The sequence below is a fragment of the Bradyrhizobium sp. UFLA05-89 genome (assembly GCF_059803475.1).
This window is the reverse complement of sequence record NZ_JBANBA010000090.1, coordinates 14,293-40,744: the sequence shown is the minus strand read 5'-3', so window position 1 is coordinate 40,744 and position 26,452 is coordinate 14,293. Positions and strand designations below refer to the sequence as shown.

16 protein-coding genes and 1 pseudogene are annotated in these 26,452 nt (G+C 56.4%); 6 read left to right on the top strand and 11 right to left on the bottom strand.

What is annotated here, in order from left to right; translation table 11 throughout:
• Window positions 1–175 precede the first annotated feature (175 nt).
• Both ectB and SO139_RS33710 read right to left on the bottom strand, forming a co-directional pair.
• Window positions 176–1,468, bottom strand: a complete 1,293-nt coding sequence (gene ectB, locus SO139_RS33715; RefSeq protein WP_498541326.1) for a diaminobutyrate--2-oxoglutarate transaminase — start codon at window positions 1,466–1,468, stop codon at window positions 176–178.
• Between the two features lie 304 nt (window positions 1,469–1,772).
• Window positions 1,773–4,244: a CaiB/BaiF CoA transferase family protein gene (locus SO139_RS33710; RefSeq protein WP_498541325.1), complete on the bottom strand. Its 2,472-nt coding sequence runs from the start codon at window positions 4,242–4,244 to the stop codon at window positions 1,773–1,775.
• A gap of 715 nt (window positions 4,245–4,959) precedes the next feature.
• Here SO139_RS33710 and SO139_RS33705 point away from each other — a divergent pair.
• A complete protein-coding gene (locus SO139_RS33705; protein WP_498541324.1) occupies window positions 4,960–5,130 on the top strand; it encodes a hypothetical protein in 171 nt (56 codons plus the stop codon).
• A 1,271-nt stretch (window positions 5,131–6,401) separates the two neighbouring features.
• On the opposite strand, the gene SO139_RS33700 is transcribed toward SO139_RS33705, so the two are convergent.
• Together SO139_RS33700 and SO139_RS33695 are read right to left on the bottom strand one after the other, a co-directional pair.
• Entirely contained in the window at window positions 6,402–7,163 is a 762-nt protein-coding gene (locus SO139_RS33700; protein ID WP_498541323.1) for a hypothetical protein, read from the bottom strand.
• A 35-nt stretch (window positions 7,164–7,198) separates the two neighbouring features.
• Window positions 7,199–8,374 (bottom strand): M24 family metallopeptidase, encoded by a 1,176-nt coding sequence (locus SO139_RS33695; RefSeq protein ID WP_498541322.1) that lies wholly within the window; start codon window positions 8,372–8,374, stop codon window positions 7,199–7,201.
• 654 nt (window positions 8,375–9,028) lie between these two features.
• Here SO139_RS33695 and SO139_RS33690 point away from each other — a divergent pair.
• Together SO139_RS33690 and SO139_RS33685 are read left to right on the top strand one after the other, a co-directional pair.
• Window positions 9,029–9,253, top strand: coding sequence for a hypothetical protein (locus SO139_RS33690; RefSeq protein ID WP_498541321.1), 225 nt, complete (start codon window positions 9,029–9,031; stop codon window positions 9,251–9,253).
• A gap of 44 nt (window positions 9,254–9,297) precedes the next feature.
• Window positions 9,298–10,378 (top strand): annotated as a pseudogene (locus SO139_RS33685) (IS110 family RNA-guided transposase).
• Window positions 10,379–12,184: 1,806 nt separating this feature from the next.
• Here SO139_RS33685 and SO139_RS33680 read toward each other — a convergent pair.
• From SO139_RS33680 to SO139_RS33665, 4 genes are all read right to left on the bottom strand, one after another.
• A complete protein-coding gene (locus SO139_RS33680) occupies window positions 12,185–12,631 on the bottom strand; it encodes an SET domain-containing protein-lysine N-methyltransferase (protein ID WP_498541320.1) in 447 nt (148 codons plus the stop codon).
• Window positions 12,632–14,803: 2,172 nt separating this feature from the next.
• Complete coding sequence (locus tag SO139_RS33675; RefSeq protein WP_498541319.1) at window positions 14,804–16,183, bottom strand: CapA family protein; 1,380 nt, start codon at window positions 16,181–16,183, stop codon at window positions 14,804–14,806.
• Between the two features lie 1,047 nt (window positions 16,184–17,230).
• Window positions 17,231–18,376 carry an IS630 family transposase gene (locus SO139_RS33670; protein ID WP_498541318.1) on the bottom strand — a complete coding sequence of 382 codons (1,146 nt, stop codon included), beginning with the start codon at window positions 18,374–18,376 and terminating at the stop codon, window positions 17,231–17,233.
• 742 nt (window positions 18,377–19,118) lie between these two features.
• On the bottom strand, window positions 19,119–19,793 hold the full coding sequence (locus SO139_RS33665) for a hypothetical protein (RefSeq protein WP_498541317.1): 675 nt from the start codon (window positions 19,791–19,793) through the stop codon (window positions 19,119–19,121).
• Between the two features lie 590 nt (window positions 19,794–20,383).
• Here SO139_RS33665 and SO139_RS33660 point away from each other — a divergent pair.
• Entirely contained in the window at window positions 20,384–20,671 is a 288-nt protein-coding gene (locus SO139_RS33660) for an IS66 family transposase (RefSeq protein WP_498541327.1), read from the top strand.
• A gap of 667 nt (window positions 20,672–21,338) precedes the next feature.
• On the opposite strand, the gene SO139_RS33655 is transcribed toward SO139_RS33660, so the two are convergent.
• From SO139_RS33655 to SO139_RS33645, 3 genes are all read right to left on the bottom strand, one after another.
• Window positions 21,339–22,040, bottom strand: coding sequence for an aspartate/glutamate racemase family protein (locus SO139_RS33655; protein ID WP_498541316.1), 702 nt, complete (start codon window positions 22,038–22,040; stop codon window positions 21,339–21,341).
• A 418-nt stretch (window positions 22,041–22,458) separates the two neighbouring features.
• On the bottom strand, window positions 22,459–24,192 hold the full coding sequence (locus SO139_RS33650) for a class I adenylate-forming enzyme family protein (RefSeq protein ID WP_498541315.1): 1,734 nt from the start codon (window positions 24,190–24,192) through the stop codon (window positions 22,459–22,461).
• Between the two features lie 318 nt (window positions 24,193–24,510).
• Window positions 24,511–24,987: an SET domain-containing protein-lysine N-methyltransferase gene (locus tag SO139_RS33645; protein ID WP_498541314.1), complete on the bottom strand. Its 477-nt coding sequence runs from the start codon at window positions 24,985–24,987 to the stop codon at window positions 24,511–24,513.
• Window positions 24,988–25,839: 852 nt separating this feature from the next.
• On the opposite strand from SO139_RS33645, the gene tnpA reads away from it, so the two are divergent.
• Together tnpA and tnpB are read left to right on the top strand one after the other, a co-directional pair.
• Window positions 25,840–26,292: an IS66-like element accessory protein TnpA gene (gene tnpA, locus SO139_RS33640; RefSeq protein ID WP_254113323.1), complete on the top strand. Its 453-nt coding sequence runs from the start codon at window positions 25,840–25,842 to the stop codon at window positions 26,290–26,292.
• 26 nt (window positions 26,293–26,318) lie between these two features.
• Window positions 26,319–26,444: an IS66 family insertion sequence element accessory protein TnpB gene (gene tnpB, locus SO139_RS33635; RefSeq protein ID WP_456865491.1), complete on the top strand. Its 126-nt coding sequence runs from the start codon at window positions 26,319–26,321 to the stop codon at window positions 26,442–26,444.
• Window positions 26,445–26,452: the final 8 nt, after the last annotated feature.

The following is a 26,452-nucleotide window of genomic DNA, read 5'->3' as shown; positions in this document are numbered from 1 at the left end:
CAATCATCCCGACCGCGCTATCCAGAGCATTCCGCGCGAGTCAAGGCCCGGCACGGTGAGCTTCCCGTGACGCTCACGATGAAATGATGGAGCTTGGAAAGCGAATATTTGATTGCGTGCTGGAGGCTCCACATGGAGGTGCTCGGATTGTCTGCACGAATGGCCGCAGGTCAGATCATCCCACGCTAATCTGATTTAGCGTCTCGGCCAAGGATTCGTCAAATATCTCAAGGCCCTGACTTAGAGTTTCAGGATCGATCGTAAGTGCAGGAAACAGCTTTAGGACCTCATCATCGGGTCCGCATCGTTCGACCATTAACCCCTTTTCAAATGCCTTGCGGGCGGTAGCCTCCGCAATTTTAGCCGTTTTACAATCAAATCCCAGTGCCATTCCTCGCCCTCGAACAGCAAAACTGTTTCCATGCTTAAGTGAAATGGCCTCGACTCGGCACCGCATGAGTTCTCCCATGCGTTGAACGCCTTGCGAAAAGGCCCGACTACGCCAATAGAGATTTATAGCTGCGGTTGCAGACACAAGCGCGAGGTTGTTTCCCCGAAAAGTGCTAGTGTGTTCTCCAGGCTGCCACACGTCTAAGCCATCCTTGATCAACAACAGCGATAATGGCAGACCGTATCCACTGAGCGACTTCGACATGACGACCATATCTGGTGACAGCCCTGCGAACTCGAAGCTGAAAAAATCGCCCGTACGGCCACAGCCCATCTGAATATCGTCAACTATGAAAAGGGCGCAAGCCTCTTTTGCCACGGCCTGAATCGATTGCAGCCATTCCTTGCGGGCTACGTTTATACCTCCTTCTCCCTGTACAGATTCGACGAGAATAGCGGCTGGAGAATCAATGCCGCTGCTCTTATCCAGCAGTAATTTTCGCAAGTAGTCAGCGGTATCAACACCTAACCCAAAATAGCCGTCGTAGGGCATGAAAGTTACGCCTGACAACGAAGATCCGCTAACCATGCGATGGAACCGATTGCTAGTCGCAGCAACCGCACCTAGACTCAGGCCATGGTACCCATGCGTGAATGAAACAATATTTTGACGACCTGTAAATTTGCGTGAAAGCTTTAAAGCGGCCTCAATAGCATTAGCTCCTGTTGGTCCCGTAAACTGGAACCGGTACTTCAAATCCCGCTCCTGAAGTATAGCAGAGCTGAAAGTCTCCATAAATTCGAGCTTTGCAGGTGTGGCCATATCAAGTCCGTGGACGATATCATCCGACGCTAGATACTCCGTAATGGCGGCTTTGATTTGGGGGTTGTTGTGGCCGTAATTCAGCGCTCCGGCACCAGAGAGGAAATCAATGACCTTTCGACCACCCTCTGCTAACAAGATAGAGCCGCGCGCTCGACTGAAAAAGCTCGGGAACGAACGTGAGTATAAGCGCACGTTTGATTCTAGCGCTTCCAGCGCCTGTAAATTACGTGATACGCCAATCACACCACCCATGGTGGTCTCCTTCGCAAATGAGTTTCAAGCCGGGCAGCTCAGATTGCCGACGTGGACAGCAACTCGACGTTCCCCAGTAGTTCTCTCGCATACCTGAAGATTGGAAGCCATGAACCTGCTAGCAATAGTAGTGTTGGAGTCCGGCATGCGTGAATTACTTGCATCAATGAAGTAGCTGTGCCGTCCGTGGCAAAGATTGTGACCGAGCCTTGCAGCGACCAGTTTCGGCAGTCGGTGGCCTGCCGAAACTGAATCTTTGTCATCCGGGCCGTACCTAGGAGCTGTAGTCCGACGGCACATTGCTTCATTGTGCGGTATCTTCTTCAGAAAGCATCGAGGTGCCAATAATACGCTCTCTTTCAAGTTCGGCGATCTCGGCGTCGGAAAGGGCGAGAAGCCCTGATAGGATCTCTCTGTTGTGTTCTCCCAGTGTCGGGGCCGCCGCTCGGATCGTATATGGCCCTTCTTCTTCGCGAATCGGCATCGAAGGCTGCGGATGCAAACCTACGAAGGCGCGTTCGGCCTTTTGCAGAAATCGGCGCGACTGAAGATGTCGGTCCTTGAGAAGTTCAATTGGTAGACGGGCCACTCCGGCAGCAATTCCAGCCGCCTGCAACTCGGACATGGCCTCGTCCGCATCCCTGGATTGGGTCCAGGCTGCGATGGCTATCTCGATGACATCCTCGATGCAACGGCGAGCTTTCTCAGATTTTAGCGATGCATCAATGGCCCAGTCAGGCCGGCCAATGAGCAGCGCCAGTCTCTGCCACATGCTCGCATTGGCAGCGGTTACAACAATCCAATTGTCTTCACCCGCGCATCTGAAGCAGCCGTGTGGCACGAATTGGGGGTGTCGATTCCCGTACTTTGGTGGCGGGGCACCAGTGATCGAGTGAACGGTCATCCATGGTGCTGCGAATGGCATCATGCATTCGATCTGCGCCAGGTCGATGAACTGTCCCCGCCCAGTGTTTAGAGCGTGAATCAATGCGATCAAAACTGCGACGCATCCGTTCAACCCGCCAACAGGATCTCCAAAGGCCGTGTGACACATCACTGGCGGTCCGTCGCAATTTCCGATCACCCCGGGCAACCCCGATGCTTGCTCTAGAGTCGAGCCATAGGCACGGCAATCGCGATGAACGCTATTCGTGCCGAAGGCTGACATGGCCATCATCACTAGCCTGGGATTTAGCGTACTGAGCACCTCGTAACTAAGACCGAGCTTAGGCAGGACATCGACTGAATAGTTGTCGATCACAACATCGGCTCTTGTCAAAAGGCGTTTGGCAAGAACGAGACCTTGCGGCCGCTTCAGATCGAGTGTGATACCACGCTTGTTGCGATTTAAGATGGAGAAGCGCGCCCTCTTTTCGTACATTCGGCCGTCGACATACGCACGCCTTCGATCTACGCCGCGAAACCAATCCGGATATTGGATGGCCTCTACCTTGATAACGTCTGCACCTAGATCAGCCAGTGTACGGGTGCACAGGGGGCCCGCCCATCCCATAGTAAAGTCTACTACGCGAATCCCATGCAGCGGCTGCCGATCGACCTTGATAATGCCCGGAGACCGCGGCCCAATGATGGTCGACTGTGTTTCGGTCTTCGCGAAAGACTGCTGCTCGCCGGGAGCTGGAACCCTGCCGCCCCGGCGCGGAGGTGTCAGCGTCAACCGTTGTACTGAGCCAACGGTCAATCCTTCTTCCCCGCCGAACAGGATAGGCACGATCGCGCCACGCGCCCTCTTCTCAGGGTCCCGGAGCAGATCGGCCATCTCGGGCAGCGGCACAATCGGGATTTTGCGCTTCAGCCCTTCCGCAAACCATTCTTCCGCTGTCTGAGTTATCAACCGGGACGTAAAATAGGAGTCGATCTCTTCCATGTGTTGCAGGCGATCTTCGCCGAGGAGCAGCGCCGGATCATCAGACAATCTGGAAAGACCGAGCATGTCGCAAAATGCGATCCACTGAGCTGGCGTTTGTAAAGTGACCCCGAGCCATCCGCGTTTGGTTTCGTAGATGCCGATCGGAAAGCTGGGCCAGAAGCGGTTAATGCCAATCCTGTTCATAACATCGCCGCGTGCAAACGCTTCACAGATTAGATACTCGCTCAAAACGAGACTCGCTTCAAATGTACTGAGCGACCATGACCGCCCTCCTCCGCCCTGTTTTCGCGCAAGCTCTGAAGAAGCGACGGCGACGAACCCCCAAAGGCCTGCTAGGATACCCGTCTGAAAATCCGGTGCGAGTAACGGCGGGCCCTCGGCCGGTCCAACTAACTTGACAAGTCCAGCGAGGGCGCGGATCGTCGAATCCGTAGCGACGAATCTTGCATAGGGGCCCTCCTGACCGAACCAACTCGCTTCGAGATAGATCAAGTTCGGGCGCCGCTTGCGAATCGCGGCAACATCAATCGATGAGCGATCCGCCGAATCAAGATCTCGGCCATCAACCAGAATATCGCAATTCTCAATCAACCGGGTCAGCCGTATGATTGCAACAGGATCGTTGGCATCAATGATAATGCTCGATTTGTTGAAGTTCAGAAATGCGAACCACGCGCTGTGACCACCGGGAGTTAGCGGTGCGCTGCCTCGAAGCGGATCGCCGGCTGGCGGCTCGACCTTCTGAACATCGGCTCCGAAATCGGCAAATAGCCGAGCGCAATAGCTCCCTGCGGCCGAGCTACCGATCTCGACGACCCGCAGATGCGATAAAACCCCCGTCGAAGTCTCCGACTTTTCTTCCATAAACCCCACGTTTTCCTCCATAAACATGCTCCAGAAGTATTCCCCATCAGATGCAGGTCTATCGCAGCGCGAATACCCGCTAAATCGCGCAGTGCGGCGAGCCCAGAACACGTTCATCCACGGTCACGCATCAGCGGCATCGATGATGCTTCGGCCCCCTAAGTTCAAGCACCAACATGACCTTGATGTTGGCGCAAAGCTCCGCGGGCTTATGCCTGCAGCGTTCTTGCCGCACGAAACCGTCAGGCAGCGCCGGGAGAACGTTCGAAAGCCAGGCCGAACGTGCCCTATCTGCCGCATCCCCCATCGGACGGTGTGGCAGGGAATTGCCGTCGACCAGCTATTGTATCCATCCGTCTTCACATGTTCACACGGACTGCCGGGCGTAGCTGCCGGACTTACAATCGAAGATTGAACAAGGCCAGTGGAGGCGAGCTTCTCGAAACGCGCAACGCACCACGAACGAGATCGAACGGGGAAGAAAGAGGACAAGTTCAACGCGGCGCTCAGGTCAGCGCAAGAGCACTGAACGTAAGCCACAAGCCTTGCTGGTCGATAGACCATTGCAGTAAGATTAACCATATCAACCAAGCTCTCGGCCAACGACGGCACAGAGAGCTCTCGCTGACTGAGCATCAGGGCCAGATTAGCTTTAAAAAGGGCGAGCAGGCGGGCACGGGACATACGGATTTCTTCAATTCTACCGTGGCGATCAATCGCATTCGTGAACCGACAAATGACCTATGCGGCGCCATCGCGCAGCGATCAGCTCATGATTTGGAAGATCACGGTATGTGTGCCGCACGAAATCGACTACGACCGCGCGGTTATCGAGCGGCTGGCCTCGGACGTAATGGATTTGGAGCTCTCGAGACCAGCCCAGCGGTTTCTCTCGTTGATCAGGTAAAGGGACTTCCGAAAGCGTCTACTTCGACACTTACCAAAAGGGCGATCCACCTCTGTATCACCTCTCCATCCTCGTTTGTGACGAACACGCAACCAACCGCTGAGACGTATTGGAGCTTGGAGATCGTGTTGGACGCAGGGTTTCGCGCAAATTTTTCGGCATCAGTCGACTTCCAGCTTCGAACAGCACTAAACCACTCGCTGGCTCGCTCCGGCAGCTACCAAATCAGATAGCGCAAGAGCGCGCATCGTTAGCAGCGCCGCCCGATCGGAATCGCCATCCCATTTCTGGCGCCTGTTGCATTCCTTTCTCTGTAGAAGTCCAACACGCAATTGCCTTCGATGCCCCGCGAAGACCAAATCCTCTGTTGAGCACTGACGCCAGCAAAAACTTTAAGAGATGACTCGCGGGAGCACGCCACGGATCCCGCTCGTCGTGCGCCACCTTCGTCCCGCTCTCGGACTTGATTTTGTTGCCGGTCACTCACAGAATGCAAAACCATTCGGCCGTTGCCGGCGCACGCCTTTGGTCGGATCAAGACGCGCTCATATCCGATGAATTTCTTGCTGAGGCGGGGCGACAAGGGCTGGAGCTTTTCGGCGGCCGCACCGGCTGCATTATATGATAGCGCTCACAATATTGCGGCTTCGGTGTATCCCGCTTCTATGAGGCCGCCGCTCAAGAGGCACGCAGCTTGCGCTTCCCGCGACCTCACAGAACTCAAGATGCCCAAATCGGCACGGCTGTGGTCAACCATTCTGGCTGGAAGGAGGCCAAACATTGCAGCCATCCCCTCTAGATCCGTGCAAGCGTGTCTGGGACGCGATTGAGGGCAATCAGGTATCCAAGCAGTTTGCGGCGGCTATCCGGGCCGATCGGACCGGCAGCGTTTGGCCGGGCAACACGCGGTCTGACCTCACAAGCGATCAGAAATCAAAATTTCATGTAGCTCCGGCTTCTTTGCAGAGCACGGCTCGAAGATCGACTATCACTCGTTGGGGGAGCACATTCACGCGCGAAGCTCAGCTTCGCGGAAACCATCGCGGACAGCATCCGCCTGTCGCGTAATGACCGAGTTTATTTGTAGCGGAACGGAGCGACTGATTTGTAGCAAAAGCCGCAAAAACTATGGTCATTGACGCTTGCTCGGCGTGTGAGCTGCCCCATCCCATTTGGGAAACTGATTACCAAGCGTCGCCCAATCCTCCCATTCTCATGGGAGGATTGGCAATGGGTCGGTACCTATCGCACATTGCGCGGCAGCACACCAACTAAGTACCGCCCAATCCTGGCAACGAATATGGCGGAGCTACAAGCAATTCGGGCCTATCGTGGGGACCAAACCGGCTCCTCAACTCCTCGCCAGTCAGCCAAGAAAGCCAATTTTCCTCCACTACATCGTCTTCCACCAGCAGCAATGCAGCCCCGCCCGCTTCATGATGCAGCATATCGTCGACGCCTTTTTCCAGGGTCCAGCGCGCTACAAGCGCACATAAGTAGTCGGGAGACCACATCACAAAAGAAAGGCCGTGCGTAATTCGTGTTATGATCTTCCGGATGCCCTGTCCTCTAAAGTCTCTGCGGACCCAAAGGTCTCCGTGATAGGCTACCTCTCCAGTGATTTTCTTTGCGCTTGGTGCTGTACAAGTACACCGGTCTTGAGGATGAGCATGTCTGCTTGGGTTGGTATAAAATGCCTTCAGGGATTCAAGATGTTCTGCAAAGTTGCTGTGCGGAAGCCGATATAATCGAGCCGCCTCTAATCCCACGACATCGTTATTGCTATCGAGGCCCATGATCCAATACCCCTCGCCTGCTCCAATTTGCGAGCGATCCGGTCGAAAATTCGGATTTGTCAGCCCCTTAGTTGGAGTGGCCTGCGCGATCCCTACGTATTCGAGAAAATCAAATCCTATCAAAAATTTGATTCCTTTTTCAGCCGCGACGTCATCATATACTTGAAGAGACCGTGAGACACGCAACGGATTGGTTTGCATAGCTTCACCTTTAATTATCGTGATGGGCCGCGTCATGAGGACCAATCGCTCGCGCCGCCCAGGATTTGCTTCTAGCCGAGCTCGAAGAGCTTCCGCGGCGCCCTCGTCAACACCTCTACGCCGGAGTCGGTCACACGAAAAGTCTCGCTGACAACGTAGCCAAATTCCTCATCAATCATCCAGTTACCTAAGTGTAGATGGAATGTCATATTCGGCATCAGCACTGTCATGTCATCTTCCCTAATACTCGCGGTCCGCTCCACCCAATCAATGCCAACAGGGTAGCCACAGCGGGATTCTTTCTTAATGCCCAGCCTTTCAATCGTACGATGGATTGCGTGGGCAATGTCGCTGCAGGTGCATCCCGCCCGAACCATGCCCAGTGCAGTCTCCAGGCCTTCGACCCCAGCCTCATGTACGCGACATAGACGCTCGGAGGGTCGACCAATTGAGAAGGTTCGGCTGATCGGGGCAGTATAGCCATAGCGGACACCGGAGATTTCAAGGTTAATCTGTGAACCTCGACGAAAGACATCCTCGGTCCACGTGATGTGGCTTGTTCCCGTACGCGGGGAGGAGCACAAATAAGGGACTTCGACCATCGTTCCGGACTTGCCGTTTGCGCCCCGCACCAACGTAGCTAAGATCTCGGAGATCGCATCAGCTTCCCGCCCCCCTGGGCGTATCACTTCTGCGGCACGCATAATTCCCGCATCCGTGATAGCTGCCGCCTCCTTCATGACGAATATCTCGAGATCTGACTTAACCATCCGGATCTTGGTTACTGCGCCGGTGCAATCTACAATCCTCGCGTGCGGCAGCCGCGCGTTGAACTTCTCCGCCGAACGCGCCGATAGAGCACCAAGTTCGAGCCCCACGCCGCGGTTTGCGAGACCAACCTCGAAAAGAAAATCGATCGTCGCATCGTAGCCATCCATGTGGGGGCTGCCAACGAGCGCTTCCGGATAAGCGATCACCTTGTCGCGCTCGATAAACGTCTGATGTAGAGCGGCCGGCACATCCATCTTACGCAAGATGAACGTCGGTTCCTCATCGTGGACCGAAACTACTAGCCCTTTCGGGTCGTTGGGCGACTTCGCCGTGTACCCGGTAAGATAAGTGATGTTTGAGCCGTCTGTAACGACTAGCGCATCGAGGTCCCGCTGTACCATGTGCGATTTGATCGCCGCAATCCTGCGCAGGTACTCCGTTCGCGGGAAAGCCTGCGTTCCTTTACTGATCGACATTATTTTAACTCCATCAGATTTCGGCTCGGAAGCCGCCATGTTGAAATTGGAGAAGAGGACCAGAGGAAGGAGCGCCGCGTTTCTATTGCAGGTCTGCGCCGCGAAAGCGAGGCGCCTGACGACCGTGGGCACCTACCAGAAATTAGGAGGAGGTTCGTTAGGCAACGCAAGACTCGCCGCATTGCGACTTTCAGCTAGTGTGAGTCACAACTTCGGATATAACATTCGCGTCAGGATTTTATCGTTGTCCTTGTTTTTGCGTGCGACAGCGATGGAGCATACAAAGCTCGGCAACCAGCCTCGCACTCCTGATCGTAAGTGATTGCCGGCTGAGAAGACGTTAGCGGGGTCGCCGCGAGACGACCCAAGCGTTGGCATCTGGTTTAGGATCGATCTGGCCTGTGCGGCAGGCGACCAAAACGAAAAGGTAGCAGCGAAGTTTGGTTGGTCGGGATGACGTTGAGCAAGTGCCGTCGGCGCTTTCTACAAAAGCTCCTGGAGAGCCTACGCGAGGAGGCAAGGAGCCCATCGGACGATAGCGGGTCGTCGGTGTCAAGCACGCAAGGCGCATCTTTGCGAGCCTTCCCCCAGAGGAATCTATAACTTCTGATAATTGAATTTCGTTAAAATGGAACTCCTGCTAGTTGCCGAATATTGAAGGCGCAGCGGCGCGCCGAAGGCGCCGAGCTTGACGACAAGGTTTCGGTCCGCGCCGTGATGTCCGTTGTGATCATCAGCGCAGCGTTCTGGGAACCGCCCACCGAAATGGATGGCGAACAGGCCATTACGGCAGTCCATGTACGTCGGCGTTCCCGAGTGCCGCCCGTAATCGGTCTGCGCCGGAAATTGCGGCCAGCGATCAAGTGGCTCGCCGGCTGAATATCCCGCACACTGCGTCGCCTCAGCAACTCGGGAGGCGAGCGATGGACTACTTCTGTGGCCTGGACGTCGGCATGGACGAAACCGCCATTTGCGTGGTCGACGACAAGGGCGCGGTGGCGCTTCAGACGACGGCCGTGACCGATCCGGAGGCGATCAAAATGGCGCTGAAACCGTATCTGTCCCGGCTGCGGCGGCTCGGCCACGAGGTCGGGTCGCTGTCGCCGTGGCTGCGTCCGGAGCTGCTCAAACTTGGCTTGCCGGCGGTGTGTCTCGAGACCCTGCACGTCCGTGCGGCGCTGAAGGCTCAGCGCAACAAGACCGACAAAACGGACGCGCTCGGCATCGCCCACCTCATGCGCACCGGCTGGTTCCGCAAGGCTCATATCAAGAGCGAGGCTTGCTACCGGCTGCGGCTGTTGCTCGCCCACCGGCGCAATTTGAAGCGCAAGTTTTTGGATCTGGAGAACGCGATCCGGCACTCGCTGAAGGCCTTTGGCATCCGCTTGAACCGGGGCGGGCGCGGCGGTTTTGCGCAAGCCGTGCGCGAGGCGGTGGCGGGTGATGCGCTGGTCAGCGAGCTGATCGACGCCATGCTGAATGCGCGCGGCGCGCTGTGGAAGCAGTACTGCCGGCTGCACGAGTGAAGCTGGTCGCCGGCCACGAACTGTGCCGGCGGTTCATGCAGATTCCCGGCGTCGGTCCGATCGCGGCGCTGAGTTTTATGACCGCGATCGACGATCCTTCCCGATTCAGGCGCTCGCGGGATGTCGCGGCGTATTTTGGCCTGACCTCGCGGCGCTGGCAGTCCGGCGCCTCGATCGACATCCAGGGCCGGATCAGCAAGGCCGGCGAGCCGATGTACGCCGCGCGCTGTACGAGGCGGCGAGCGCGCTTCTGACCCGCTACAAGAAGAGAGACAAGGTCAGGAGCCGGGGTCTGGCGCTCGCCAAGCGCGCCTCGCACCGCAAGGCGACCGTCGCGGTGGCGCGCAAGCTTGCGGTGATCATGCACGCGATGTGGGTCGATGGCACGTTCTACTGCGGCGATCCGGACGCCGCCAAGGCGGACGTCAGCGCGCGCACTGCGGCCAAGGCGCGCAGGCTGCTCAGGGCCCACGCCTGAGGCCGCAGGGCCGGATTTGGGAGATCGATTGAGGTGACGAACGCGAGGTTTGAACACGGAGCTCCGCGGTGAGCGGATGAGACCTGGTGCAGATCCACGACGACGGAACGCACGTTATCTTGGCTGTGGCCACGCGCCTTGTGGTGCGATTGGACCATGCCGGAGTGCCTGTGATGTGGCTCCGTCACACCGATGGAAAGATGCGCCGCGATGGCGTCCACGCTGCCTTGCTGCAGCGAAATCAGGCCGTCGATGAGCGCGCAAGAGTGCACGGCGCACCGGGACTCTCGTGGTCGGCGACGCTGCGTGGCGTTGATGCAAAGGTCTTGTCACAGCAGAGAGAGGAAGCGACAATGGCTGAGATCAAGCGCCCAAGACGCCCGATTAAGAGTGCAAGATACAACAGCTCCGCCTCGTCGGTTGGCAACTCCCGCGAGTCTTGATGATCTTGCGGGGCAGGCGATACAACGCTTCGACTGCATTGGCAACCAATATGACATTTCTGTATTCCAACGTTGCATTGCGATGTTCTACATCGTCGCGTGTGGTGCGACCATCGGAGGCACTGGGAGCAGGAAGTGCAGGCAGGCCGATACACGACGAGCTGGGAGCTCGATTTAAGGCTTGCTACCGGTCAGATCCCGTCATGTTCATCTCGCACGATTGCGAATGCGTAGGCGTTGGTTCATACGAAGTTTCGGGAAGATGGTATTTTGGGAGGACTGCAGGCTCCGACAATCGGACCGCGTTTGATGACGTGAACTGCGCTGGAAGATTGCCCTAGCTGGCCAGTGATGATGCGTTGCTCGGCGATGTCGCGAGTTCTGGCGCATGGCGCATGATAATCATCGCCAATCCGCGCCAAGTTAAGGCGATTGCTAAGCTCTCTTAAAGAATGACAAGATCGATAGCAGACCGCTCGCCGGTCTGCAGGAGGCGGGCTACCGGCCGGAGATCTGGAATGCGAAGACAGCCGGCAAGCGCAGGCCGGTGCGCGCGGCGCTACCATGTCGTTCGGCATCGCACGCGGGCTCAAGAATGAGGTGCATTCTATCCTGCACGCGCACCTGATCCCGACGTGCTCACATGCCAAACTTTTCAACGCACGCGGCCGGGTGTGGCTAGCGGCTCAACGTTTGCCGGATGATGAGCGACGGCCGTCGATAGGCACGTTCGTGAGCGACTCGCGAGATCGTGCAGCACGCAACGACGATCCCGCGATCAGCAGAAATCTAAAGCGGGATGGCGTCACGTTGAATCGATTTGGGATTTCCAAGATGCAGATCCTATGCCATCAATTTGAACAGATCCGCCCACGACATCCTCGTTTCCACGCAAGCTTGTCAGTATCGAGGTCACACCTCCATGATATTGATCTTCTCGTAGCCCGAGCAAGAAGCCCGTTCAGGAGCAGTCATGACGGCCTGTGACAACATCGATAAGCCGCGGATTATCTGCAACAAACAACCGGCTTGCCACCGATCGTGGCGTCATCTTTTACCGGCAAAGCCTTACACGGAAAGGGGCCGTCACGCCTGCGCAAGACTTGCTCACTGGTATGAGTAACCGTTTCGAGGAACTCTGCGCAGCTCGACCGACTGGCGTCAGACATTCTAGTCGCCGTAGTAGTCGACCTACGATGAGATGAACCACCTAGTTTCGTTTTCTTTGCGAGCTGCGACCCGGACGCTCTGTACTGTTGCGCCGGCAAACTGCATTTTTTCTGGCGTATTACGCAGCTGCGACAACTCTAGACATTCGCTGAGCGAACGCGATTCAGATCGGCTAAGTCAACGATTTGCCAGTCTAATCGATGAACTCGATCGTGCGCGGATAAGCCGAAATATTCGAATAGCGATGCGTTATTTCCTCATCGACCTTTATGTCCTTAATTGCCACTATGCTCGCCCAAGCGCCGGACTCCTCATCAGTCCATATGATTTGCGCATTTGGAGCGAAAGAGTGGTTCACTACCGAAATTAAACCGAAAACAACGTAGCCTATTGGAGCGCCCCCCTCGAGTTGCCGATCGGGGCGTACGAAGTAATACTCGAAGAGTCCTGTGCGATTTAGCAGCCTGGCTGCAGCATCATCAAATCCCCACGTCGGAGCGCGGTCGATCACATCTCCAACCTTGAAGGGAATATTTGCGAATACGCCACGGCCTTTTGGTGGCACAGTTTTGACATAAAGCGCGCCGTCGCGATCAAAGACTTTGTCGACCATCGTGCATGCCCTCTGAGCGCCGATCATGGACTCTTTCCTTGACTTTAGTCACCACTGGCGCCCTCTTTGTAAACGGCATAGCCTCTGACTTTAATTGCAATCGAAGAGATGGTTGTTCGTGCGTGACGCCGCCATTTACTGTCTGGTCCAAGGGTTCTCGTCGTATAGCGAGCAGTCCTTGGCGGGGAAAATAACAGCGGATATCGCGCTGGCAGCGCCCGTCATCGTTTATCGATCTCTCGTCGTCGCTTTCTAGTTGACGAACTTTCTTTGAAACGAATTTTTTCAGGCTGCCTAGTGCTGAATTCGGGAACTCGAAGGGCTCGCGTAAATCAACTTAGGCGCAACCATCGCCTCCCACACCTATTGGACCTGCTCCACTCAAGCCATCATTGCATGCCTCCTATCCGGCACTAGACTCGATTCTTCATGCTTTGCCATCCGGTACCTCACTTCGCGAGCGAATATAATCTGTTATACAAACTACCGATAACTAAGGGGGAGGATAGCTACCAACACGGGGAGGGCTGGCCGTCGATCAATCAGATCGTCTGCGCCCCGCGGTTCTTTCACGTATGACGCTCAAATCATGACGCTGTCCCGGAGCGCATCGCGTATGCGCGTAAACCGAGCAAACTGGCGGTCGTACTGAGGGTCAACGAGATCGTCCGATCCCAACGAGGTGGTGCGTTCCATGGAAGTACTCGCTAGTCTCAAAAGCCGTACCGCACTGCCCTCGTCGATTTCGTCGATGTCGCGGGCCCCACAGCATTCGCCGAGCGCCTGGCTCAACCTCGAATGACCAATTGGTCGTCTATGGCAAACTGTCAGCCCGAACAGGTGTGGGCTTAGCTCGGCTGCTATACGCACCGTGCCGGCATTGCCAACAGCAGGATGATCTCGCTTGCCGACGTCAGGTAAGCTTTTCGTGGAATCGGCAGAACTGTAAACCCAAAGTGATGAAATAATACGGATGAGTTCATTCGTCGGTTTTTCCTACACACCCTGCCGGATGGGTTCCGTTTGCATCCCATCTCATTTCCTCGCCAATGGCGGATGCAACGATAGAAAAGCTCTCTGCAGCCGCAACACTCCGACTGATCAAGAAATTCGTGACGATTCCCTCATTAAATGGACGCCCCCAGTCTGCCCGCATTGTGGCGGCACCATGCGGCGCATGATGTGGTACCGCCCGCCTGCGCGCGCGATCGTTTTGTTGCGATACGCATGACCGGGACCCTCGCGTCGACAACGTCGGAAGTCGTCGTGGCCGCACTCCTCATCGAAACTGGGCCAATCGTTCGGCTAAGTTCACCAGCGCAGCAAATCACTCGCTGGGTCGCGCCCTTGGCGCACTCAATTGGGCCCTCGCATCCGATGAATGACTCGCCTGCGTGGCGGCGCCAGCGCCCCCCGGTAGAGTCATCGCCGGTTATTACTCGCGCTCACAACGCACATTCGTTCAATCCGGCTTCTATGAGGTCGTATCCTTGAAAGAGCACGCGGCTTGCGCTTGCATCAGCCTGCGGATTCAACTGTTTGCCAGCTGCGGGCCGACAAGCATGTCGACGGCTCTTTCTCTGGATCTGACCGCGATAAAGGCGGACGTATCGCCCTGGGAGGCGGGCGAGCCGGTTGGGGTGAGCGCGGGCAGCGCGAGCCGATGGTGAACGTGCGAACGCCAGCAAGGCGATGCGAGCCCGAGGGCGGTCGGTGGAGGATAAGAAGATGATCCTTGCGCTGTGAGGGGAAAGCTGGTTACCACCATCGAACACCTGCCGCCGGAGCCTGGGTCGATGAGGCGCTGCCCTCGGCAAAGGCACGATCCGCCCGGGGCGCCAAAGCGGCTCTTCTCCTTCCAATATGTTAGGAGCCGCGTTTTCAAAAAAAAACGCTTGCTACCAGCATTGCTGAGAAACGTCGGCTAGCTGCACAAAGCTCAGTCAGCGCCTAGAGCGTCGCCCTCGTCAATGACGCGTACTTGAAAGACACGTTCGCCGAAAGAGCGAGCGATCTCGTGGGCAGTGTTCTCGGTGCGGTACCACCATAACGAGCGGCCAGCTCCACGCGGCGCCGAAACTGCTACAAAACATCAACATGTCGACACTCAACACCAACGAGAGTCGCCGAATACCGTCTGCTTGGCAATTCGCCGAGCGAATATCGCTCTGTCTTTTAAACCGAATTTGTACTGGAGCATCATCGCGGCACACTGTTGCTCGCGGTGCCCATTTTAACGACGCCAATCCCGTTCTCCATGGTAATTTCGGTCCCAAATGGCTTAGAGAGCTTCTGTAGATGCTTGAGAATAGCAATTGCTTGCGGAGCGGGTGCGAGACACGGCACGCCCCGATCGGCTAATCTCTTCGAAAACCCGAGATCTATCGGATAGAGCCGCAATTCCGAAAGCTCGTTCTGCTCAAATCGACTGATACTTACAACGCTCTCATAGAAGGCCGAATCCGGAAATTCCCTCATAGCGGCGGCTACCAACTCGGGAACCGTGTCGACCCGCGGCTCCTTATCGTAAGCAGCGAACAGGTCAGCCCCCTCGGCTATCTGAAGGTTGTCAAAGATAAAATTTCCCAGGCCGTAAAAGATTGGGCGGCCCTTGTAGATTTCGATTCCTTGCAGCTGGTGGTGCCCATGCACGACATAGGCGTCGGCCCCCGCGTCAATCAGCTTATGAGCAAACGATTGGGCGTAATCCGGCGGCTCTTGGCTCCAGTTACCCGGCTCGTGACAGTGATTAGTGACGATCAAGAAGCCGGCAAGCTGCTTGCCTTGGCGAACATTTCGTAGGATGTCCGTGACATCGCGCGACTCGGCTTCGTAACTGTAGCCAACCCTATTGCCTATCTTGTATGTCGCTCCGGCGAGCACGACCCGGTTCTGATCCTCCCGGCCAAGGAAGGGATCGGGCAGCGCATTGCGTATCCGCTTCAAGCTTCCCAACATCTCCGGCGAGACCACGATGGTTTTCGACAAACGGAGTGGATTGAGTCCTGGTCTGCCTGGTGCCTCGCCGGCAGGATCGGCCGCCGGAGACAATGGCGTGAAGGTTGACGCAAATGACACCAATGCCACGCGACCACGTGCGGTCTCTAGAAAGCGAGCCGCACCGGCCTGCGCTAAATTCTCACCGACGCCCGCATAGACGATTCCGGACTGATCGAGCAGTCGGCTCGTCTCCCGCATGCCTTCAACTCCCCAGTCAAGCGCATGGTTGTTTGCGCGACCTACAACGTTAAATCCCATCACCTTCAAATCGGGTGCGAGCTCCGGAACGCTGCAGATATACCCGCCTCCGTGCTCAGCCTGCGGACTGCCCTTGAAGCATCGAATGTCGAAGATGTTCGTTTCCAAGTTGCCAAATGTAACATCAGCATCCCGTAGAATTTTGACGATAGCGTCGAACGTGAGCGCTTGGCCTTTGGTCAACGGCCGTCTTACCAGAAGATCGCCAACCGCAACCATCGTAAATCCGTCGGTCACGTTCGTAGCAGTCGAGGGGGCTACCTCATAGTAGTCGCCTTGTTGGACCAGTTGGCAAACGTTTTTGTGGGTATCTTTCTCCATATGCTGGATCCTTGAATTCTGGTGCAAAACATTAAAGGCGCCGCGAGTGTCGGCGACTTTGGCTGCTTTGAGCGCTCCGGGGCGAAGCCATGGCACCTAGCTTCGGATAAGGCTGGTCTAAGCAGCCCAAGCAGGATGTGAGTGAACACCGCTCCGTTTTTGGATTGTTCTGACCATTTTCCCGCACCGTCTTCCGTAGCTCAATCGGAAGTTCTGTAACGATCTTAAGTTCATTCTCTGATCTCCGTTCGCTGGCAGAGTTTCCTTGCTCGGATACGCGCCTGCCTGGCGCGCCGGTATGCATTTCGGCCTCAGTGATGTTTCTACTCCTCAGCAATGACCATGCCAGGTAGCGCTCCAACACTCTGGAAGCACCGGCTTAGGCGCGTTAGAGTGGCCGAGCGATTCGCCGTTGCACTGTGGGGCCCGGCAGAACACTCGTCCCAGATAGCAGCCCCCCGAAGAGCTTGGGCGCGGCGATGAGCCAAATGATGCCAAATAGCTCTACCGAGCGAACCAAGGAGAACGAATAGATCCGCTCGGTGAGAACACAGAATTTCAAGGCCGCCAAAATGATACAGCTCCTTCATCTTGGTTGCGCCTCGATAGGGTCCTCATGTCGGAAACCGAACAAGAGCGACATCTTTCACACGCATTTAGCCGACTATTCCGAACCTCAAGGACGTGGGGTAACCCTAGAGCTAATCACGATAACCTAATTCCGGCACAATCGACCAATTCCTACTAGCAAAACGCTCTGCGACTCGCTGCCCGAGAGCGCCTGCGCGCGCAACTCCGCCCAGTGCAGTTGTTCGCTCCGACAGCGAGCGATCAGCGTTATGTTCGCTCGTGCGATCGCCTCCTGGCGCTGGTTCAGAATGCCACCAGTAACACTTCAGGAAGAGCACGAGCTACGCTATTGGGCGATTATAGGCTCACATCTGGCGCGACGCGCCGTCCCAACGCGGGCACGCGAACGGCTAAACTTTCTTGCACAAAATCAGTCAGTAATTGCCCTAGGCTAGCGTTTTCTTGGTTTGAATCATATCAGGCGGCCTCGGCGAGTTTGTAGGACCAGGTATGGACGACGGGATGGCGATTGACGTCGTCGATTCCGGCCATGATGCGCTCTTTGAGTTCGTGCTTTGAGGCCACGCGGATGTGACGCAGGACGGAGCGGGCGAACTTGGAGAAGAAGCCCTCGACGAGGTTGAGCCAGGAGCCGTGCTTGGGCGTGAAGGTAAACTGGAAGCGGCCTGCCGGTCGCGTGTCGAGCCAGGCTCTGGTTTCTCTCGAGATGTGTGCGGAATGATTGTCGAGGATCAACTTGATCGCGGTCCTGGCTGGATAGGCGGCATCGAGAAGCTTGAGGAATTCGACGAACTCTCGGCTGCGGTGGCGATCTTTAACGAGCGCATGGACCCTCCCGGTGAGCAGGTCAATCCCCGCCAACAGGCTGAGCGTGCCGTGACGTTTGTACTCATGATCGCGCGCAAAGGTCGCATGCACGCCCGGCACTGGCGGCAGATCCGGCGCCGTCGTCGCGATGGCCTGGATCCCCGGCTTCTCGTCGTAGGAGACGATCGCGACCGGCCTGTCCGACTTCTTCGACTTGGCAGAGGCTTTCTTCAGGACTTGGACTTCCCGATAGACGCACAGGACCTCCGCCATCTTCTGTTCGAACTCGGCGTCGCGCTTTTCAAGGTAGTACCTCACCTTGTGCGGCCTGATTTCCTCTTGGCCGAGGATCTTGCACACCGTTCCCTGGACCAAGTTAGCCAAACACGCATGCCCTGCCGCCGGCCCTTGTTCGCGCGCATGGCGCGCCAACAGCCGTGTCGTCCACAACTCATGCGGATAGCCATGGTCTTTGGCCTTGTCGCACGCCAGAGATACCAGCCACGCCTTGGCCTCCGGCGTGATCACCGGCTCCTTGCCCGGTCGCGGGCGCTCGTCGAGCGCCGCCAATGCACCCTCAGCCACCGCCCGCTCGACGCAGCGCTGGACCGTTTGATGATGGGCGCCAAGTCTTTGCCCCACCGCAAAGAACGACGGGTTCTCGCGGTAGGCAAGCAGCATCGCGGCCCGCGACACCCGGCGCGCCGGTTCTGTCCTCGACCGCGAAAGTGCCGTCAACGTTTCAATCTCCTCATCGGTCATCGCCAACTCGACCGCTTGCCGCCATCCCGCCATGATGAAAACTCCTCGTTCAGTCAATCGCAAACGAGGAATCCACAAACAAACGTCCCGTTCCATCACTGCCAAGTTCACGGAATCGGTCGTCTAGTTGCTTCGCTGCGCAGTGTTTGCGGCGGGCCGTCGCAGATGCGTCGCGATACAGGCAATGAGGATGCGCCACCGATTCGAGTACAATTGCTATTCTTTCTAGTTTTCGCATCGCCGGCTGTGTGTGTGTGCTAAGCACTGTTCTCGTCAAGCCGAGGCATGGCAGTCTTGACGTTGAGAGACCATCCCCCGCGGAGCCCGCGCGCACGCCGATCGTCCGCTGTTGTCGGACAGCCGAGCTGCTCGAGCGGCTCGATGCCGCCCTTGCGGCAAGCCTCATCGGCTGTACTCCTCCACCCCACGGCGCAGTTGCCGAGCCGCCAACCGGCGTTCGAATGTCTGCTAACAATGTGTTTGCGTCTACGCTCGTCGAGCATCGTCTTAAGCGTTGGGACCTGCCGAGGCAGTATTGCAGCGCTACCGTCCTATGAAGATTTCAAAGACCATAGAATCTGGTCCGATCATGGCGTCCAGGCGAAGGTAGCCCGAGCCACATGACGGACTACCCGTGAGCGGATCGGTCGCGCGGGCCAGATAGCCATCGAGGCAGGCGATTTGGGTCAAATAGCGCGAGAACTTTTGGGTCACTTCTGGGAGTATCTGCAAACACTGCGCATGCGACGGTTGAGCAAGCTTCGGGCGGCTGACATCAGCTTGCCTTTGTCGTGCCATCAACACGGCTCTTCAACTCCTCACCAGTTAGCCAAATCAGCAAGTACTCGTTCAAAATGCTCCGTTCAACCAGCCGTAGCCCACCGGCCTCATGATGTGCATATCCATACTGTGCAACGACTCCCTTATCGAGCAGCCAGGGGGCCACAAGTGCACACACGAACTCGGGATTCCACATTGCAAAAGACACGCCAAATGCCACTCCTGCCATAATCTTGGGCACGCCGTGACCTCTATAATCTGTGCGTACCCAAGCATCCCCGTGGTAGGCTACGGTTCCGGTCATCTTCTTCGCGCTCGGTGCTGTGCAAGTCCACCTTTCCTGAGACTGCGCGTGGAGCGCAGGAGCATCGCAAAACATCTTCTCAAGATGTTCTGCGAAGCTGATGTGCGTAAGATTGTAGAGCCGAACAGCCTGTAACACAGCAACGTCATCATTCTTGTCGACGCCCATCATCCAGAATCCATCTCCCGATTTAATTGGCGGTTGGAAGGTTCGAGATGTGGGCTCCTTGGTTGGAGTGGCCCCGGTGATCGACGCATATTTATGAAAATCGAACCCTATCGAAAGTTTGATGCCTTTCTGGCTGGCCGCATCATCATACATTCGAAGAAAGCGCGATACTTGCAAGTAATTCGTTGCGCTCGTCATTCCTGCACTTCATCTCTTTAGTTTAGGCTGCGCCAAGGATATGGCAGTTGGTCCTAGTGGTACCGCCCTAAACATGCATCAATCTACTACCTCCTCTGGTAAGCTTCCTGCACTCTGCAGGAAACCGATGTTCCACGCACCAGCGCGATTTCGTGCAGAGCGCTCCTGGGCAACATTCAATGGCGCAAATTGGTGGGCGACGCGAGTTCTTCCCTGAGCCGTGAGAGGAACCGGAACTCGCGAAGGAAGTTGAGAATCCGCACGAGTTTTCGCCGCTGTTCGAGGTTCGCCTTTCGGGCTAACGCGCACGTCCCGAATTTATCCTAACCTCCAAGAACTGACGGTCGCCAAGCGGTCAGCATCTGGCCTGCTGCTGCTATGGACAGATCATTCGCGCCACAGTGGCGGGGCTCATACTGGCTGGCTATGTTGATAGGATCGTGCTTGACAAGCCAGATGTACGGCCCAGATCTATGCCCGCCAAGGCATCCATCTCGACCGATCGACGCTGGCAGACTGGATTGGGCATCCGCCTTCCGTTTGCGCCCGTTTCATGAAGCCTTCTTGCGACCCTCCGATCGAGATCAAAGCTGTTCGCGGACGACTCGAGGTGCCGATGCTCCATCCCGGCCGGGGCCGCACCAAAACCAGCCAGCTCTGGCTTATGCCGCGACGACAGGCCCTGGGGCGGTCTCGGCCAGCCCGGCATCGCCTACGTCTGCGCACGCTACCGCAAGGCCGAGCGCCGGTTTACCCATCTTGCCGGCTTCAAGGGCGTCCTGCAGGTCGATGGCTACAGCGTCTATCCATCATTCTTCTGTACACATGCGGCAACTCCTACGAACTCGCGACGGCGACCCAGCACTCATCCCAAGTGAGGCGCTGAAGCACATTGCCGCCATTAGCCTATCGAGAAGGAGATGCTTGGCCGCACCGCTGAAGAGCGCCGGCGCTGGCAGGGTGAGACGCTTCATGGATGGGCCGCGCCGAACCCGCCAAACACGGTGGAACGATCAATCCGTAGCATCAAGCAGTCGTAAGAACGCGTTGCTTGCCGGATCCGACAGCGGTGCCGAACAATGGGCAGTTATCGCGTCCTAGCCGAAACCTTCAAAGATCAATGACGTCGCCGCTCGCTTATGTAACCGACATATTGACGAGGAACTGCAACGGGCATCCAAACCCGGATTCGATCAACTCTTCCCCAGGCCTATCGCGCTCCCCCTTAAAGCGTGGCCTGAGAACGACTCTTACTACCCAGAATTCTGTCGTAGATCTGCTTCCCGAGTCAGACGACAGCCGCCCGTCAGATGTCAGCGGCATCGTGCTCGCCAAAAGCTGGAGACGTTGGATTCAGATCAAAACGCCCTGTGTAAGAACCAATGTTTTCGTACGTTACCGGAGCAGCAATTCGGGACCTTGTTCCGAACATTGCCGTCGCATCTTCGGAGCGCCTGCGACTTTCATTCGCATTGAGCCTGATCGCACTGGAACCTACCTTCCGTCTTCCATTCTTGTACCTCGATGCCGCGCTCGGAAGAGGATTTAATTCGGGTTTTGAGCAGCACTGCCGTATCCGCTCATCAGTAGTTTCGCATTAATCACGGCATCATACACTGGCAGTCGGGTCTGTTCGCGTACATGCTGGGCTGCGATAGGAAATCCTGCGCATTCAAATAGGATGGCTTCGACGTCATTATTGCGGGCACGCATGAGTGCGATAGCGGCCAGCACATCTTTGGTCAGCTGCGAAACCGTACACCTAGCCCCATACCCGGACATTATTCTCCATGTTTCGGAATTCTCAATGCCAGCAACTGCAATGCGGCCACCCGCCTGCAAGCCAGCGAGTTCTAGCAGATCGGACGTTAGCGGCCTTGAGTCGAACGTCAATATGCCCACCCGTCCCTTAAACGTCGCAGTGAGATACGGCAAAAGTAGCAACGATGACATCGAAACTGGCACTGACAGGGCCTGCGTTATTGCTTTCTGATATCTGATTGCAAATCCGCAATTACTCGTAATCGCGACTGCGCCGTCCCGTACTAACTCAATGGCCGTGTTTATGTATGCAGATTCGAGTTTGCCATCCTCCCTGCCAAATACAACATCCTTGGTCAAAGCGCCCGGTACCGGGCGGCAAATCGTTGGAAAGGGGAAAGTCTTGGGGTCACTGAACGATCCTTCCGTGCTCCGTGGAGTATTCTGTAACTGCAGGATTCCAAGCGCGCCTCTGTTCTGCGTCACGTCATTTAGCTCCTGTAAGAGGCACAACGGCCCCTTTCTGTGTCGCCAACCGGCCTGACTATCTTGTCTGATGATATCTCCGCACAAGATTGGGAGAACTGGAAAGCCGCCGCAGATCCGCCGCGAGTGCTGTGCTGTGAACATCTACAGCCCCGTCGGCCGCGACGAAAAGTCCTGGACCGGTGAAGCCCTAACTTTCCAAACCCTTGCAATTGTTTCCACCAAGTAGGTGCCATTGCGATCCGCTGCGCAATTCCGACCGGTCTGGCGCCGAACACCAGACCGAAGCAATGATCCCAGCGTACTTGCCGACCACTGATATCCAATCTATAGCGCGACAACCGGGGTTATAACGGCCGACGCTCGAAATGCGCGGTGCCGGCTGAGGCTGTTGAAGAATTTGACTCAACTGTCCCCTTCAGCGCCAGCGCTTCTCCTCGGTGTCGTAGACACCTGCAAGCGGATCGCTCACGGCCATCAGCTCACGTTTGAGCACTTTATTGCTGGAAGTGGTTCTAGGAAGCTCCGGGGTAAAAGCGATGTACCGCGGCACCTTGAATAGGGCAAGACGAGCACGAGCATGTTCCAAAATGCGCGCAACCGGCAGATCGCCAGGGGTGAGACCTTCTTTGAGCTCTAGGTAGATCTTGACTTCCTCGCCGCACTTAGCATCGGGAACGGGCACGGCGGCCACGTCGGCAATCTCCGGAATTTCGCGGATGACGGCCTCGACCTCGCGCGCGGCGATGTTGTCGCCCGAGCGTCGGATCATGTCCTTAGTGCGTCCTACCAGCCAATAAAACCCAAACGCGTCGCACCGCAGCAGGTCCCCCGTCTTGAACCATTCGTTTTCGAAAGAGGCGGCATTGGCTTCCGATCTGTTCCAATAGCCCTTGAAGATTCCACGACCACTCACCCACAGCTCGCCGACTTCGCCGACTTCGGTGGGAGTGCCATCGTCATTCATTAGGCGCAGATGCCGAAAGGGAGCACGCATTCCCACCGAACCGGAGTCGGCCATTTCCTCAAAATCGATTGGCATTTGCGTACCAAGCCAGATCTCCGTCATCCCAAAAGCATCCTGAGTACTCACTCGAAACCGCTTCCGGAACTTGCGTACGCTATCGGGACTCCAGCCCCAGTTGAGAGTCTGCTTCAGACATAACGCTCGGTCCTCGTCAGCGGCCTCAACCTGGCGCGCCACTGCCTCCCGAAACACGCACCACTCGATCCGGTACTGCCTGACCCAACCGATGAAGCGGGTCGAGTTGAATAATGTAGCCAAGTAGAGCGTGCCACCCTGTCGATAAGACTTCAAAAGGTATTGCTTCGCATCGAGATAGGAGAAGGGTTGCGTAGCAAGATACCTTTTGTACGGCGCCCCGTCGCCCCACGCCGCGCTCTGATATGAGCTCACGCCCCAGTAGTCGTGCGTCAACATGCAGCCTTTCGGAAATCCCGTTGTGCCCGAAGTATATTCAATGTTCAACAGGTCGTCGGGGCTGATATCCTCGTCCACCGGAGAGTCGTCGACCCCCTTGAGGCAGTCATCGAGTGTAGTGGCTGTCGTGTTGGAAGGCTGTCCAACAAAAATTATCCGGTCCTTGGCGAGGTCTTGTGGCCATGGGTCCATCGCCGTGAACACCGTCCATGCGGACTCGTCAACGACCGCGAACCTGGCCTGCGTATCACTCAGAACGTATTCGATTTCCCTGGGAGTGTAACGGAGGTCAACTGGTACCATCACTGCACCGAGCTTTGCGATTGCGAACCACAAGATCGGGAATTCGATACGATTGGGCAGAATCACTCCAATGCGATCGCGTTTTTGCACGCCGAATGCACGCAGCGCACGTGCATATTTATTGGACGACCGGTCCATCTCGAAGTAGGTCGCGCGCTCGCCCCGCTCGAAGACGTCGATCGCGGTCGTTGAACCGTGCGTTCTCGCCCGCACTGAAACTAGCTCTGCGATAGTGATCGTCTCGTATGCTGATTCCAACGCCTGGATCTTGCGCAACGCAGTTGCGACGCGTTCTTGCAGTGTCAACTCTGTAGGGATCGTCATTGGAGAACCTTTTGGACTGCTCAGGAAAAACGGCGGCGTGATAAGAAACCGTACATCGTTAACAACGCTGGTGACACTACCCACTCTGGTGATGCTCTTGCCTGGTTATCTGAAGCGATATGGCGCATATCGGGATCCCAAAAGCATTGACCGTTGTGAGCCGTCGCGGAGTCGATGGGAAGCGCAGCTTGCGGCCTTTGATGGCGCCGGATAACCTAGCCCAGTTGGCAACTCGGGAGTGCGCTCTGGCCGAAAGAACATGTCGAGCACTCCACGACAAGACATCGGATGGGCTTCTAAGTCATGGATACGGATTGCGTTGGGTCTGAGATGCTTTTCATGCGCGGTTTTCATCCACAGCTCTGCGGCGTTACTCGCGCGCGGCCGATTGAAACGATCGTCTCAGGAATTATGTAAGAGATGAGGCAATACGAATCGATTTATGCGATGTAAGTAGTCCGCTTGATTTGACTGAACCAGATGCCTGTATCCGCGAACACGGTTTGGAGGTTGACAGCATCGACAGGTGAAGCTTTCAGCAAGCCGATCCTCCGAGCAGTTGTAGTCAATGGTTATTTCGTCACTTTCGTTCCCAATCTGCTGAATGGCGTTTAGGACGATTGTGTTGGATTCGACTCGGACGTATGCGTTCGGGCGACAGCGGTGATTGATGAAGTCGATATATTCACTACAAAGATGTCGATCACGATCGATCTGGATCGTTCTCTTGTTTGCGACCGGCACAACAACCCCAGGGAGCCTTCCTACGACATCGCCCTTAAATATTGTTCTCCTCGAAAATAGACCAAATCCGCCGATTTTTGATGATCCGACAAAGAGCCAACTACTTGTCTCATTAGCATGGCCGCCCTGATTCATGGTGCAAATCTCCCCGAGACAGCGCGGTGATGACCGCCGCCCAAGTAGGCATTTCCGAACGTCGCACGCAATCTAAACGATGCAAAGACAGCCAGGTCAACCTATCAACACTGACAGTCAATGTCGTTGATGAGCGTCTCAGGCGTAATGCGCCCCTTCGGCTGGTCGGGCTGCATGAGTCTAGGATGGCGGAGTGTGGAAATGGTATCGTCGCTTTGCGGCGCAATGGCCCCGGGATGATATGGGGTATCGCTGGACCTGCTCGAGGAGCGCGAATCTTGTTCGCCGCATGAATACTCACAACAAGAGTGTGGCACTTGACGCTCGGCGCAGCGCAACCCCCGTGACCGCGCGCGTGCAAGGTCCTTTTCCGCAGAACTGCTGGACATTTTGCACCCTCGACGCTCGATCGGATCGTTGAGTATCGCGGTTACTGGGCAAGAGTTCTGCTTTCGACGATCACGCGACGGACGTTGGGCAGTTTGGAGGTGCAGGTGGGCATACTCGCCGACCCTCGGCATTACTTTTGGTTGAAGCCATTAAGTGTTGAACTTTTACTTCTGTGATTACCCAGACAACTTGATACGATGCTAAAGCCCCGCGGTGCTCGTGACCTCTCGGCTCGAGGCGCTACCTTCAAGTAAAGTGGCTGCCTCTTCAGAAAGAAGAATGACGGCTGGTGATCGATGGCAGGTCGACGCGTTAACCGGCCTCGTCTTCTTAACGAGTGATACAAGAACGGAGTTGAGCACAATGAAGGGTTTGGGCGTAAGCGTCGTTCCGCTCCCACCTTCTCGCGGCACATGGGATAGGCGAGTTTCACGATCTCTTTAAAGGGATCGGCCTGTGTCTATGCTTGACCATACGCTTAAGTCGGACGTGACGGCGCGCCGGCTGGAAGTGATCACTGAGACGGGACGCCGTCGTTGGTTCTCGAAGGACGACAAGGCCCGGATCGTCGAGGAGACGCTGGTACCAGGCGCGGTCGTTTCCGAGATTGCCCGACGACACGGGCTGACCCCACAACAAGTGTTCACCTGGCGCCGGCAAGCACGCCGGTTGCCGACGCCGATGGCTGACGATCCGCCGTTTGTACCGGCGGTGGTAGACGCCATGGTACCGGCCGTGGCTGTTGGCCATGAGCGCAAGACAGCGCGACGCAAGGCCAAGCCGGATGTCCGGGCTCGCCCTTGCGATGCCGGGGGCATCGAGATCGAAGCCGAAGGCGTCACTATCCGGGTCGGCCGCGGTGCGGACGTGGCGATGATTGCGGCCATCGTCCATGCGCTGAAGGCAAGCCGGTGATCGGCCCGTCCGGAACTGTCCGGGTAATGGTGGCAACCAAGCCGGTCGACTTCCGCAAGGGAATGGAGGGGCTTGCGATGCTTGTACGCGAGCACATGAAGGCCGATCCGTTCTTATGTGTCGGACGAGATTATGTGGCGGAGGCGCCCTAACGCCAGCC

Excerpts from the sequence above, each read along its gene's own strand:
- ectB (WP_498541326.1), bottom strand. The coding sequence starts at position 1,468 with ATGGGTGGTGTGATTGGCGTATCACGTAATTTACAGGCGCTGGAAGCG.
- SO139_RS33710 (WP_498541325.1), bottom strand. The coding sequence starts at position 4,244 with ATGGAGGAAAACGTGGGGTTTATGGAAGAAAAGTCGGAGACTTCGACG.
- SO139_RS33705 (WP_498541324.1), top strand. The coding sequence starts at position 4,960 with ATGACCTATGCGGCGCCATCGCGCAGCGATCAGCTCATGATTTGGAAG.
- SO139_RS33700 (WP_498541323.1), bottom strand. The coding sequence starts at position 7,163 with ATGACGCGGCCCATCACGATAATTAAAGGTGAAGCTATGCAAACCAAT.
- SO139_RS33695 (WP_498541322.1), bottom strand. The coding sequence starts at position 8,374 with ATGTCGATCAGTAAAGGAACGCAGGCTTTCCCGCGAACGGAGTACCTG.
- SO139_RS33680 (WP_498541320.1), bottom strand. The coding sequence starts at position 12,631 with ATGATCGGCGCTCAGAGGGCATGCACGATGGTCGACAAAGTCTTTGAT.
- SO139_RS33675 (WP_498541319.1), bottom strand. The coding sequence starts at position 16,183 with ATGGAGAAAGATACCCACAAAAACGTTTGCCAACTGGTCCAACAAGGC.
- SO139_RS33670 (WP_498541318.1), bottom strand. The coding sequence starts at position 18,376 with ATGGCGGGATGGCGGCAAGCGGTCGAGTTGGCGATGACCGATGAGGAG.
- SO139_RS33665 (WP_498541317.1), bottom strand. The coding sequence starts at position 19,793 with ATGACGAGCGCAACGAATTACTTGCAAGTATCGCGCTTTCTTCGAATG.
- SO139_RS33645 (WP_498541314.1), bottom strand. The coding sequence starts at position 24,987 with ATGAATCAGGGCGGCCATGCTAATGAGACAAGTAGTTGGCTCTTTGTC.
- tnpA (WP_254113323.1), top strand. The coding sequence starts at position 25,840 with ATGCTTGACCATACGCTTAAGTCGGACGTGACGGCGCGCCGGCTGGAA.
- tnpB (WP_456865491.1), top strand. The coding sequence starts at position 26,319 with ATGGTGGCAACCAAGCCGGTCGACTTCCGCAAGGGAATGGAGGGGCTT.